This is a genomic window from Micromonospora sonneratiae (genome assembly GCF_042679305.1).
GTDB classification, from domain to species: Bacteria; Actinomycetota; Actinomycetes; order Mycobacteriales; family Micromonosporaceae; genus Micromonospora_H; species Micromonospora_H sonneratiae.
Window position 1 is genome coordinate 1 of the sequence record NZ_JBHTMP010000117.1, and the last position, 11,565, is coordinate 11,565.

General features: G+C 68.5%; 13 protein-coding genes and 1 CRISPR repeat array. Of the genes, 7 read left to right on the forward strand and 6 right to left on the reverse strand.

The annotated features are described in order from the left end of the window. The 3 genes from ACFQ4H_RS33900 to ACFQ4H_RS33910 all read right to left on the reverse strand — a co-directional run. Positions 1–1,063, reverse strand: a 1,063-nt coding sequence (locus ACFQ4H_RS33900) for a glycosyltransferase (RefSeq protein WP_377579208.1), incomplete at its 3' end; no start/stop codon positions are given. 587 nt (positions 1,064–1,650) lie between these two features. Beyond that, positions 1,651–2,469, reverse strand: coding sequence for a siderophore-interacting protein (locus ACFQ4H_RS33905; protein ID WP_377579210.1), 819 nt, complete (start codon positions 2,467–2,469; stop codon positions 1,651–1,653). 93 nt (positions 2,470–2,562) lie between these two features. Next, on the reverse strand, positions 2,563–3,090 hold the full coding sequence (locus ACFQ4H_RS33910) for an isochorismatase family protein (RefSeq protein ID WP_377579212.1): 528 nt from the start codon (positions 3,088–3,090) through the stop codon (positions 2,563–2,565). 230 nt (positions 3,091–3,320) lie between these two features. Between ACFQ4H_RS33910 and ACFQ4H_RS33915 the strand changes: the two genes are divergently transcribed. The 3 genes from ACFQ4H_RS33915 (at position 3,321) to ACFQ4H_RS33925 (ending at position 4,595) form a co-directional block, all read left to right on the forward strand. Further along, positions 3,321–3,560 (forward strand): hypothetical protein, encoded by a 240-nt coding sequence (locus ACFQ4H_RS33915; protein WP_377579214.1) that lies wholly within the window; start codon positions 3,321–3,323, stop codon positions 3,558–3,560. Positions 3,561–3,660: 100 nt separating this feature from the next. Then, positions 3,661–3,831 carry a hypothetical protein gene (locus ACFQ4H_RS33920; protein ID WP_377579216.1) on the forward strand — a complete coding sequence of 57 codons (171 nt, stop codon included), beginning with the start codon at positions 3,661–3,663 and terminating at the stop codon, positions 3,829–3,831. After that, positions 3,831–4,595, forward strand: coding sequence for a peptidoglycan recognition protein family protein (locus tag ACFQ4H_RS33925; RefSeq protein WP_377579218.1), 765 nt, complete (start codon positions 3,831–3,833; stop codon positions 4,593–4,595). Before ACFQ4H_RS33920 ends, ACFQ4H_RS33925 begins: the two co-directional genes overlap by 1 nt. Positions 4,596–4,618: 23 nt before the next feature. On the opposite strand, the gene ACFQ4H_RS33930 is transcribed toward ACFQ4H_RS33925, so the two are convergent. From ACFQ4H_RS33930 to ACFQ4H_RS33940, 3 genes are all read right to left on the reverse strand, one after another. Then, positions 4,619–5,389 (reverse strand): MBL fold metallo-hydrolase, encoded by a 771-nt coding sequence (locus ACFQ4H_RS33930; protein WP_377579220.1) that lies wholly within the window; start codon positions 5,387–5,389, stop codon positions 4,619–4,621. 100 nt (positions 5,390–5,489) lie between these two features. After that, entirely contained in the window at positions 5,490–6,032 is a 543-nt protein-coding gene (locus ACFQ4H_RS33935) for a YdeI/OmpD-associated family protein (RefSeq protein ID WP_377579222.1), read from the reverse strand. Beyond that, positions 6,029–6,436 carry a VOC family protein gene (locus ACFQ4H_RS33940; protein ID WP_377579224.1) on the reverse strand — a complete coding sequence of 136 codons (408 nt, stop codon included), beginning with the start codon at positions 6,434–6,436 and terminating at the stop codon, positions 6,029–6,031. Before ACFQ4H_RS33940 ends, ACFQ4H_RS33935 begins: the two co-directional genes overlap by 4 nt. An 89-nt stretch (positions 6,437–6,525) precedes the next feature. Between ACFQ4H_RS33940 and ACFQ4H_RS33945 the strand changes: the two genes are divergently transcribed. The 4 genes from ACFQ4H_RS33945 (at position 6,526) to ACFQ4H_RS33960 (ending at position 10,538) form a co-directional block, all read left to right on the forward strand. Then, entirely contained in the window at positions 6,526–7,476 is a 951-nt protein-coding gene (locus tag ACFQ4H_RS33945) for a helix-turn-helix transcriptional regulator (protein WP_377579226.1), read from the forward strand. A gap of 212 nt (positions 7,477–7,688) precedes the next feature. Then, the gene (locus ACFQ4H_RS33950; RefSeq protein ID WP_449289042.1) at positions 7,689–8,357 is read left to right on the forward strand and encodes a HEAT repeat domain-containing protein; all 669 of its coding nucleotides are present in this window, start codon (positions 7,689–7,691) and stop codon (positions 8,355–8,357) included. A gap of 6 nt (positions 8,358–8,363) precedes the next feature. Continuing rightward, on the forward strand, positions 8,364–9,386 hold the full coding sequence (locus ACFQ4H_RS33955) for a HEAT repeat domain-containing protein (protein WP_377579228.1): 1,023 nt from the start codon (positions 8,364–8,366) through the stop codon (positions 9,384–9,386). A 150-nt stretch (positions 9,387–9,536) separates the two neighbouring features. Then, positions 9,537–10,538: a hypothetical protein gene (locus ACFQ4H_RS33960; protein WP_377579230.1), complete on the forward strand. Its 1,002-nt coding sequence runs from the start codon at positions 9,537–9,539 to the stop codon at positions 10,536–10,538. Positions 10,539–10,646: 108 nt separating this feature from the next. Beyond that, positions 10,647–11,468: direct repeats of the CRISPR family, unit length 29 nt; unit sequence CGGAACACCCCCACGTGCGTGGGGAGCAC. Positions 11,469–11,565: the final 97 nt, after the last annotated feature.

Sequence of the window (11,565 nt, forward strand, 5' to 3'; positions counted from 1 at the left end):
CGTCGTGCGCCGCGCCGATGCCGAGCCCGGCCACCCGGCCGGCCCAGTACGGCTGGTCCGCTGCCTGGGGCACCACCACCTGAGGTGCGCCGGCCCGGGCGGCCGTCATCGTGGTGCCCTGGCCGCCGTGGTGCACGACGGCGGCCACCCGGCCGAACAGCGCCTGCTGGTTGACCTCGCCGACGACGAAGCAGTCGTCCCGGTCGTCGATCAGGTCCAGGTCGGCCCAGCCGCGGGCCACGACCGCGCGGCGCCCCTGCGCTCGGATGGCCTCGATGGCCACCCGGGCGACGTCCGTCGCTGCGCGCATGGGCATGCTGCCGAAGCCCACGTACACCGGTGGTGTGCCGGCCTCCAGGAACGTCACCAATTCGGCCGGGAGTGGACGTTCGTCGGGCAGGATCCACGCCCCGGTCTGTACGACGTCGAAGTCCGCCGGCTCCAGCCACTGGTCGAGAATCGGGTCTGTCGCCAGCCACGGCTGGTCGCCGATGACGTAGTCGCGGACGTTGTCGACCGGCGGCAGGCCGATCGACGCCCGGTTGGTGTTGAGCGCCGCACCAAACAGCACGTTGTTGCTCTGGGCGTCCAGGTCCCACAGCACCCGGTTGTCGGTCACCTCCGGCGGGAACGGCCGGCCCGGGTACGCCAGCGGCGGACGGTGCGGCGACGGCAGGGTGAGCTGCTGGAAGGTGATGGACACCGAGCGGATGCCCAGTTTCTCGGCCACCGACAGCGCGCCGGCCGCGGCCGGCATCATGCCGGTCGCCACCAGTACGTCACATCCCTCGGCCGCCGAGGTGACCACGTCGAACTGGCTGGCGATCACCTCGGCCGCGCGCTCGGGCAGGGAGGACGGTGGCGGCGCCCCGGTCGTCAGTGCACGTGCCGACCGGCCGACCGGCACCATCGGCACACCGACGTCGGCCAGTCGCTGCGCGAAGTCCTCGTCCGGCGGCGCGCACACCCGCACCTGCGCACCGAGGTCCCGCAACCGCACCGCGAGTCCCACCAACGGTTCGACGTCTCCACGCGACCCGTACGTCGACAGCAACACCCGCATTCTGCGACTCCCCCATTTCGCCGGCTCCGGCCTCGGCCAGCGATTCTGCGGTACGACCCGGGTCTTGCCGCAAGCCCCCCGGTGCGCTATACCTTAAAAAGGGAAAGGAGTGGGTAGCCCTCTTTCCTTCGTCGTCCGGGATGGCTTCATCTGCCACCACAAATGGACAATATCCAACACCACGGATGGATACATCCTCGCCAATCGGCCGCGTTGTGCACTCGGCACGGCAGCACGTCGGCCCAGGAGAATGCCCGTCGCCTACCGGCGCAGCCACGCAACGACAGTGGCTCGCGGGGTGCCGTACGCGCACGACCGGGCGAGGCAGAGTCCCTATCCGTCGGACTCCACCTCGCTGTTTGCCAGCCCTTATTCCCGAACGTCGGTCCGACGTTCGCCTATGTCGGGGCTTTGAAATTCCTCATCCGACGGGTCTGCACCTCAGGCCAATCCCCGGAATATCTGCGAGGAGAATCCGAGCCGAGAAATCCGGATCAGGGGCGAACCCGTAACGCCGACCGGTCCGGACCAACGACAGCGTCCGGCTGCCCAGCACCGCCCGGCCGGACCCTCGGCCGGTGGGGTGGTCACTCGTCGTCGTCGGCCGCGTGGTGGTCGAGGTTGACCACGCCACGCTTCCAGTAGCCGTCGACCTCGACCCATTCCCGGGGGAGACCGAGCCCGCGCAGGTAACGCCGGATCGGCTTGAGGTTGCCCGCCTCACCGGCCACCCAGACGTACCCGTCGCCGCCGGGCAGCTGGATCTCGCGGATCGCCTCCTCCAGCAGGTTGCGGCCCTCGGCGTCGTCGCGGTGCAGCCACACGACCCTCGCGTCGGCCGCCGTCTGCAACGGCTGCTCCTCGTCCTTGTCCGCCACCTCGACGAAGACGTACGCCGGCACCCCCGCCGGCAGTTGCTCGAGCCAGGCACCGATCGCGGGCAGGGCGGTCTCGTCCCCGGCCAGCAGATACCAGTCGAAGTTCAACGGGTTGAGGTGGGACCCGCGTGGACCGAGCATGCCGACCACGTCCCCGGGGCTGGCCTGGGCCGCCCAGGTCCCACCCGGACCGTGCCCGTGCAGTGCGAAGTCGATGTCCACCTCGCGCTGCTCCGGGCGGACGTAGCGGATCGTGTAGTCACGGAAGGTGGGCAACGGCTGCCCCGCCGGGGTCGGCTGGATCCCGTTCGGCCCAAGCGTCGGCATCACCGGCAGCCGCTCACCGGACTGTGGGAAGAACACCTTCACGTGGTCGTCCGGCGCGGCGTGGGCCAGCCCGTCGAGCGCCTCACCGGTCAGTGTCACCCGCGCCATCCGAGGGGTGATCCGGGTGACCCGGCTGACCTCCAGCAACCGTGGGGTGAGGTCATGCCTGACCAGCTTGATCTCGCGCGTGGGAACAGTCATCGGACGACTCCTCGGTAGGGCGGGATTAGGCGAGCCTAACCTATCCCGCCCCTGCCTGCGACGTCAGCCCAGTTCCCGCCCCCGCCTGCAACGTCAGCCCAGCGAGGCCAGGAACTCGTCACCGGTGCACACCACCCCGAGCCGGGGGAAGACGTAGTCCACAGCGAAGGTGTGGGCGTACCCGTGCAGACCGGCCATCGCATCGGACACGAACACCACGTCGTAGTCGTGCTCGTCGGCCGCCCGCCCGGTCGACTCCACACCGAAGTTGGTGACCAGCCCACCCAGCACCACCGTCCGGACGCCCCGCGAACGCAGGATGTCGTCCAACCCGGTGTTGTGGAACGCGCCCAACGTGCGCTTGACGATCTGCACGTCACCCGGCTCGGGCGCACACTCGACAGCCAACTCGCTGCCCGGCGGCTGCTCGGCGACACCGGGGCGCTCCACCCGTACGAACACCACCAGGCCGCCCGCCGCACGGACCGCCGCTGCCAGCGTCAGGCACCGGGCCAGGACATCCGTCCCCGGGTACGGCTCGGTCGGTAGCGCGATGATCCTCGGCATCAGGTCGACGAGGACTAGCGCCGTACGGCGCGGATCAAGCTCGAGGTTCGTCACAACGACCAACCGTATCGCGTGTCCACATTGCCATCTTCCGTCGGACAGGGCATTGCGACCTTCCGCCGGACAGGGCATTGCGGCCTTCCGCCGGACAGGGCCAGACGCATCGCGTGTGGGATTCCCATTTACGCCTTCCCGCAGGCATACTGTCCATCCATGCAACAGGATGCCTCTGCCACTTTGGACGGAGCGCCAAAGCGGTCATGCCCAACGGAAGGAGGAACCCGGTGAGCAGCGGTACGCCCGAGAGGGACCCCGACACCGACGGCAGGGACCATCAGGACGCGGCCGTGGTCCGGGCGACCTACCTGGCCGCAGGAAGCGGCCTCGGTGCAGTGGTCCTACTCACCGCACTGAGCAGTTGCGGCAGCATCGGCGGTACGGCCACTGCAGGCATCACCGCCACCGGCACGATCACGACTGCCGCATTCGGCGTCGCGGCCCTCTACCTACGCCGACGCCGATAGCGACGACCGTTCACACCCGTCCGATCCCGGGTACGAAGCCGGCAGTTCGTCGTCGACGGAGGGACTTACCGCGCACACATCGATCCGTTAACATGCTTCGATGATCACGGAAAAGCCTCCCCAGCCGCGTGCACCGATCCGGCGTCGCCGCCTGTTCGGCCTGGTACCGCTCGCGGTCGGCGCCCTCGTACTGGCACCGGCCGGACGCCCCGCACAGGCGGCAGGGACGACTTCGGCACCCGAATGCCTCGCCGACCTGCTGGGCCGCTGATGGCGACCGTCCCCTGGCTGGCCGACGTACTCCGCGCGGCCGGTGTCGCCGTCGTCGAGCACGGCAACTGGCTCGGCCGGGTGGCCGGCAGTTCGTTCGACCCGATCGGGGTGCTCTGGCACCACACGGCGGCCACCTCGAGCGCCAGCAACCCCCACCCGGCACTGAACATCTGCATCAACGGCCGATCCGACCTGCCCGGCCCGCTCTGCCACGCCCTCGTCGACTACCACGGCGTTTTCCACGTCATCTCGGGTGGCCGGGCCAACCACGCCGGGGCCAGCCGGGGCAGCGGGCCGATCCCGGCCGGCGACGGCAACACCCTGATGGTCGGCTGGGAGATCGACTACAACGGCGTGAACCAACAGATGACACCCGCCCAGTACGCCGCCTCGATCCTCGCCACGGCGGCCGTACTGCGCCGGCTCGGGCGCGACGCCAGCCACGCCCGGGGCCACCGGGAGACCAGCACCAGCGGCAAAATCGACCCGTCCTTCATCGACCTCGACTCGATGCGCGCCGACGTGGCGCGACAGCTCACCGGCAACCCACCCCTGGACCTGTGGAAGGACAACATGAGACTGATCCAGTCCACCAACCGGGGCATCGCCCTGGTCGGCCCCGGATACTTCCGGCAACTGCGCAACAACGAGGAGGTGGCCGCCGCCGTGGCCCTGGTCGGCAACCCGCTGATCGGCAACGACCGACAGTTCGACCTCTGGCGCAGCATCGCCTACGACGGCCAGGTCAAGGCCCCCAGCTGACCGCCGACCGAGGCACGTGACGCCTAGCCGATCTCGAACGTGGAGCCCGGGGCGGCGTGGTCGACCGGCCCGTCGAACCGGGTCGAGGCCCGCGCCACCGCCTGCTGCGGGGTGAGGAACCGCCCGACATGCGTGACGACCAACCGGCCCACGCCAGCGGCGCTGGCCGTGTCACCGGCGTCCTCCGGCGTGTGGTGCACCCGCTCGCCCTCGGTGGGCACCTGTGGGCTCTCGGCCTCACACAGCAGCACGTCACAGCCACCAGCCAGCTCGGTGAGGCCAGCGCACGGTGCCGTGTCACCCGAGTAGACCAACGTGCCGCCGGCAGTCGCGACACGCAGGGCGAAGGCCGGCATGCCGTGCGCTACCGCCCGACTGGTCAGGCTGAACGTACCGACGTCCACCCGGTGCCCGTCGTACAACTCGGTGACCGCGAAGGCCGATTCGATCGGGCTACGGACCGTCGTGTTGGTGAGAAAGTGGGCCAGCCGGTCGGCGATACCCGGTGGGCCGTACAGCGGAATCGGGGCGGGCAGACGGATATCCGCAAACAACGCGCCGTAGTACGCGGTGAGCAGGTCCGCACTGTGGTCGGCATGCAGGTGTGAGATCCAGACAGCGGTCAGCTCGTCGAGTCGGACGTACCGTTGCAGCGGGCCCAGGGTGCCCGTACCGGCATCCATCCAGACGTGGGTGTCGCCGCTGGACAGCAGGTAGCCGGAGCACGGGTTGTCGACGCTCGGATACGGCGTCGCGCAGCCGAGGACCGTGAGGCGAAACGGCTCGTCGATCATCCCGACATCCTAGGTACGGTCGCCGACCTGCCCACCCTGACAGCGGGGTCGACCGTACGGCGGCAGCGGCGACCGAGCCCAATGCCGCGACGGCCGACCGTCACGGATTCAGCAGGCCGGAAACCGCCCTGTGCAGGCGGGCCGCCCGTCCGGCCGGGGTCCGGGCCTTCAACAGCGGCAGGATCACCCGATAACGGCCGGTCTTGTCGAGCGCCTCGAAGGCGTTGGCGGCCTGCGGGTGGGCCGCCAACGCCTCAGCCAGATCGGTCGGCACGGTGGCGTTGCGCTGGGCCGTGTAGGCCGCCGCCCAACGGCCGTCCGACTGGGCGGCGGCGACCTGAGCCAGGCCAGCGGGCCGCATCCGCCCGGCGGCGGTCAGTTTCTCCACCCGCTCGACGTTGACCCGGGACCAGGGGCTGCCCTTGCGGCGGGGCGAGTACCGCTGGAGGAAGAAGTGCTCGTCGTACGACCTGCGGTGGCTGTCGATCCAGCCATGACACAGTGAGACCTCCAGCGCCTGCTCGGACGTGACCGAGACACCGGGCGAACCCTTCTTGGCGATCTTCAGCCAGGCCTCGGTCTGGGACTCGTGGTGGTCGGCCAGCCACGACTGCCATCCGGCGGCATCCTCGAAGTGCATCATCGCCCCAGAACCTCCAGGTAGTGCCGGTTGTACATGATGCCCAGCACGTTGCCGAAGGGGTCGATCACGGATGCGGTGACGAACCCGGGGCCGTACTCGGTGAGCGGCTGGTAGGGCGTCGCCCCCATGGACAGCAGCCGGTCCAGGGCGGCCTGGACGTCGTCGACGTGCCAGTGCAGGATCGCGCCCCCGGGTGCGGCAGCCGCACCGGGTGGGGCGTACCGCCGGTCGATGAGACCGAGTTCGGACTGGTAGTCGCCGATCCTGAACTCGTAGTAGGCCGCCGGCTGTCCGTTGCCCGGGCGCTCGAAGTACGGCTCGACGCCAAGGAGTTCGGTGTACCACTGCTTGGCCGCCTCCGGGTCGTCGACCCAGAAGTTGACGGTGGCCGGTCCTCGCAGCATGGATGGTTCCTTCCCTCGGTGGGTGACGATGACCATCCTGCGCCCTAAAGTGCTCACCCTCTGAGCAGTTTTCCTGGGATTCTGGGGACATGCGCGCAGACCGACTCGTCGCCGTCCTTCTACTCATGCAGTCCCGGGGCCGGGTGACCGCCGCCGAACTGGCGACGGAGCTGGAGGTCTCGGTGGCCACCGCCCGCCGGGACCTGGAGGCGCTGTCCGCCGCAGGCATCCCGGTATATCCGCAACCCGGACGCGGGGGCGGCTGGTCGCTGGTCGGCGGTGCCCGCACCGACCTCAGCGGCCTGTCGGCCGTCGAGGCACAGGCGTTGTTCCTGCTCGTCGGCCCGGCCGCAGCCGTCTCGGAAGAAGCCAAGGCGGCGCTGCGAAAACTCGTACGGGCGCTGCCGCAGACCTTCCGGGCCGACGCCGAGGCCGCCGCCAGCGCTGTCGTGATCGACCCCACCCGTTGGAGTGGGCGTGACCAGTGGCGGCCCGAACTGGTCGAACTGCTCCAGACCACCGTGGTTCGCCGGCGCAAGGTCCGCCTGACCTACACCAACCGGGCCGGAGAGCAGACCGAGCGGCTGGTCGACCCCTGGGGTCTGGTCGACAAGGACGACATCTGGTACCTGATCGCCGGTACGGAACGAGGACAGCGCACCTTCCGGGTCGACCGGATCAGCACGGCAGAGCCGACCGACCAGCCGGCCGAACGCCCGGACGACTTCACGCTCGGCACCGCCTGGCAACAGGTCGTCGACGCGGTGGAACAGCAGCGCTCACGTACCTGGGCGACCGTACTCGTCGAGGCCAGGTTCGTTCCGGTACTGCGCAACCAGTTCGGCCGGCACTGCCACACCGAGGGCGAGCCCGACAACGGGCGGGCCCGGGTCCGCCTGGCCGCACCGACCCCGTTGGACATCGCCCGGCACCTCGCCGGCTGGGGCGCGATGATCGAGGTGGTCGAACCGCAATCCGTCCAGTTGGAGCTGGCACGGATCGGAGCCGAGCTGACCAGTCGCTATCCCAACGGGCGCTGACACCATCTCTCCCCGGCAGCGTGGGTGCCCTCTCCCTGGCAGCGTGGGTGCCCTCTCCCTGGCAGCGTGGGTGCCCTCTCCCTGGCAGCGTGGGTGCCCTCTCCCCGGCAGCGTGGGAGCCGACGGTCCCGAGCCGACGGCTCTCCCGGAGCGTGCCCGCTTGACCTTGACACGGTGACAAGGTCTTCACTGTGGCCAAGGAGGTGGTCCCGATGACCATGCCGAAAGAGGGCACGAACACGATGCGGGTTCTCCAGGGGCTGGAGAACAGCAGCTCGTCGGTGCGCCTACAGGCAGCGCTGGCGGTCGGCACGACCCCGGACCCGCAGTTCGTCGACAAGCTCGTCGAACGGTGCGCGGTCGAGCCCGATTTCTACGTACGCGAAATGCTCACCTGGGCACTCACCCGCCACCCGTCGTCGACGACGGTCCCGAAGCTCGTCGACGAACTCCGCTCCGAGCGTACGCAGGCACGAAGCCAGGCGTTGCACACGCTGTCCAAGATCGGGGACCGGCAGGCCTGGCCGGCGATCACACGGACTCTTCTGACCGACGCCGACGACGAGGTGGCGCGGAGCGCCTGGCGAGCAGCCGTCGCACTCGTGCCCGAAGGTGAAGAATCCGAGTTGGCCGGAGTGCTGGCGACACAGCTCGGGCGCGGCGAGCGGGAGACGCAGTTGAGCCTCAGCCGGACGCTGATCACCCTCGGTGAGGTGGCCATGCCGATCCTGCACGCCGCGATGACGGATCGCGACCCTCGCGTACGTCAACACGCGATCGCCACGGAACGGCTGCTGCGCAACCCGGATGCCGGATTCGAGTTTGCGATCGAGGAGGCGAAGCGCATCGTAGCCCTCGGCACGACCGCCCAGGAGGGGTGACAGGCAGTGTTGATCGGTGATGTGGCACGACGGTCCGGAGTCAGCGCCCGCATGCTCAGGCACTACGACTCACTCGGCCTGGTACGGCCAACGGGTCGTACCCAGGCTGGCTATCGCGAGTACTCCAGCGAGGACATCCGGCGCATCTTCCATATCGAGAGCCTGCGGTCATTGGGACTGTCGCTGCGTGAAGTCGGGCGCGCGCTGGACGATCCCGACTTCACCCCCTCCGAACTCGTCGACGACCTCATCCGCCGGACGCGGGAACGCATAGCGGCGGAGACGGAACTGCTCACGCGACTCCATCACATCGGTGCCACGGAACCCGCCGACTGGGAGGACGTCCTCCAGATCGTTGCACTCCTCCAAGCCCTGGGATCGGAGAGCGCCTGGAAGCGTCAGCGCGCGGCCCTGTCCTCGGTCGAAAATGTTGCGGTGCCAGTGGAAGCCCTGGTCGAGGCGACGTTGAGCGAGACGGACCCGAACGTCGCCGGCGCCCTCCGATGGGCTCTGGCGCAATCGGGCGATGCCGGATTGGCGCTGCTGGCGGAGGGGCTCGGCTCAGCAACAGCCGAGGTACGGAAACGCGCCGTCCAGTCCATCGCCGAGATCCCGAACGGCGGCGCGACCGCGCTGTTGCAGGACGCCCTCACGAACTCCGACATCGTCGTCCGCAGATATGCAGCTCTCGCGCTCGGGATACGTGGAGTGGCCGACGCGGTCCCGACACTCATCGACATGATCGTCGACGATACGAACGACGTCGACGCAGCCGATGCACTCAGCGCGCTGGCGAGTGATCCCGCGTTGGCGGATCAGATCGCTACCAGGCTCGTCGAATGCCTCGCCGACGGCACCACTGAATCGTCTACCCGCCGACGGCTGACACAGGCGCTCGCGGACGTTCCGGGGCTCACGGCGTCACGTGCCCTCGCGGACCTGTCACATGACGAAGACCGTGCCGTTGCGCTCACTGCGACATACATTCTCAAGCTACGAGCGCACGACAACGGATCTTTCCGGGAGTGAGCTTCTCCCCTGACCGGACACCGGGGGTCTGCACAGTGCTGGGTGTGACGATGCCCGAGGCGGACTCCGTGGGCCGCGCCTGGCAGCCCCGGACCGGCAGTGGGACGGATTGACCGACCTGTCAGACCCGGGGCATAGGGTCCGGCCCCGATGGATGTCTACAGCCAGGGCAAGGACGCACCCCAGGGCTCCCCCGCCTACGAGTTGTACGCGTGGGTCGAGTCCCTGCACGAACTCATGGACCTTCTCTACGGGACCTTCACCGAAGAGCGGTGGTCGCACACCTACCGGTCTCCCTCACTGAAGCGCCTGGAAAAGGAACTCCTCTGGTACTTCGAACACCCGCACGGCGGCGACCTGGACACGATCTTCTCGAAGTCCGTCGCGGGCTATCTCGGCGAGACCCTGCTGAACGAGGTGGGTGGACGCTGGGACTGGGACGAGAACGCAGGCACCTCAGGGCTGCCCGTCGTACGCCCGGACCCGGTGTTGGGGCTGGATCCGGTCGTACCGTCGACCATCGTCGACCAGGCCGTGACCGAGAAATCGGGTCTGGTGTTCACCGAAACAGCCCGTAGCCTGCGAAGCGTGGTGCGGGCCCGGCAGCGGAAGAAGGAGAACGCGGGCTGGCAGCCGGAACGGACACCCACCCCATGGGTGGCACGGGAGGACCTGGAAGCGGTCACGTACGCCAGACAGCTCAGCGACTGGAGCAACCGCTGCTACAGCATCTACTACTACACCTGGGCCGACGAGGCAGGCGGCGGAATCGAACACTGGAACTTCCAGCCCGAGTCCCTGGACACGATGGAGGCCCTGCTCCGCGAGAACTTCCAGACGGTCGAGGACTACAACCGGGTCGCGGACGAGCCCTTCTGGATGCAGGCCGCCTGGTACGTCGGCGAATACGTGGTACGCCGAAAGCGTGCCCAGTGGCAGTATCTGCAGGTCAATCCGGACGCCGAACCCGGCACACTGTACGCGGCCGACAGCTACTGGACCGGCAGTGCCTTCGTCAGGCAGCGGTACCGCTACGACAGCCACGCCGAGCACCCGCACGAGATGCTGCGTGCCGTCCTGACAGGGACCGGTCTCCGCGAGGTCGTAAATCGCTTCAACGACCCCCGCAACGGTGGTGACTACGGACCGTGATTCAGGCTGCCGAACATCGCCGCCCTGGCAGCGCGTACCCCGCATTGGCGAACCGGAGGTGACGGATGGCGAGTAAGCCTGGCAAGTCGGTTTCAGTGACGGTCACTACGGAACACCCCCACGTGCGTGGGGAGCACGCCGTCGCCGCAGCGCGAGCAGCCGAGTGCGCCGGAACACCCCCACGTGCGTGGGGAGCACGCTGGAGTCCCTGCCCGCTTGAGGGCACTACTTCGGAACACCCCCACGTGCGTGGGGAGCACGGGACGCGCTTGGTTCCCTCGCCGTTGCACGTCGGAACACCCCCACGTGCGTGGGGAGCACCTGGATAATCGGACCGGTCCACGAATCGAGCAAGGAACACCCCCACGTGCGTGGGGAGCACGACGCTATCCGCTAATGGTTGACGTAGACAACAGGAACACCCCCACGTGCGTGGGGAGCACGGTAGGGCCGGTGTGACAGCACCGGCCCTCGGCGGAACACCCCCACGTGCGTGGGGAGCACAAACCCGGATGGCACTCGAAGAAGTCGACAAGCGGAACACCCCCACGTGCGTGGGGAGCACATGGCCGCGACTTTGTCGAACATTTCTCCCCCGGAACACCCCCACGTGCGTGGGGAGCACGCTGTCGGCGGCGGTACCCGTCTCAGCCCAGCCGGAACACCCCCACGTGCGTGGGGAGCACTTGCTGATGCTCTTCAGCCAGATCGCTGTGCACGGAACACCCCCACGTGCGTGGGGAGCACTCGTACCCGGCGACAAAATCCAGATCCGCGCGCGGAACACCCCCACGTGCGTGGGGAGCACTGCCGTGCCTGGCCACCGACCCCGTCTATGTACGGAACACCCCCACGTGCGTGGGGAGCACGCACGGGCGGATCCCCGGTCCGCGTAGGTGCGCGGAACACCCCCACGTGCGTGGGGAGCACTACAGAAGTTGAAAGGCTGGGGTCTGTTGTGGGGTTGATCAGCGTGGCGTGGTGACACGGCGAGGGTTGATCGATTACACCGAAGGGGTGAGATATC

Bases quoted from the DNA above. Each gene is read 5' to 3' on its own strand.
- ACFQ4H_RS33925 (WP_377579218.1), top strand. From the start codon at position 3,831: ATGGCGACCGTCCCCTGGCTGGCCGACGTACTCCGCGCGGCCGGTGTC.
- ACFQ4H_RS33930 (WP_377579220.1), bottom strand. From the start codon at position 5,389: ATGATCGACGAGCCGTTTCGCCTCACGGTCCTCGGCTGCGCGACGCCG.
- ACFQ4H_RS33945 (WP_377579226.1), top strand. From the start codon at position 6,526: ATGCGCGCAGACCGACTCGTCGCCGTCCTTCTACTCATGCAGTCCCGG.
- ACFQ4H_RS33920 (WP_377579216.1), top strand. From the start codon at position 3,661: ATGATCACGGAAAAGCCTCCCCAGCCGCGTGCACCGATCCGGCGTCGC.
- ACFQ4H_RS33950 (WP_449289042.1), top strand. From the start codon at position 7,689: ATGACCATGCCGAAAGAGGGCACGAACACGATGCGGGTTCTCCAGGGG.
- ACFQ4H_RS33960 (WP_377579230.1), top strand. From the start codon at position 9,537: ATGGATGTCTACAGCCAGGGCAAGGACGCACCCCAGGGCTCCCCCGCC.
- ACFQ4H_RS33935 (WP_377579222.1), bottom strand. From the start codon at position 6,032: ATGATGCACTTCGAGGATGCCGCCGGATGGCAGTCGTGGCTGGCCGAC.
- ACFQ4H_RS33940 (WP_377579224.1), bottom strand. From the start codon at position 6,436: ATGCTGCGAGGACCGGCCACCGTCAACTTCTGGGTCGACGACCCGGAG.
- ACFQ4H_RS33905 (WP_377579210.1), bottom strand. From the start codon at position 2,469: ATGACTGTTCCCACGCGCGAGATCAAGCTGGTCAGGCATGACCTCACC.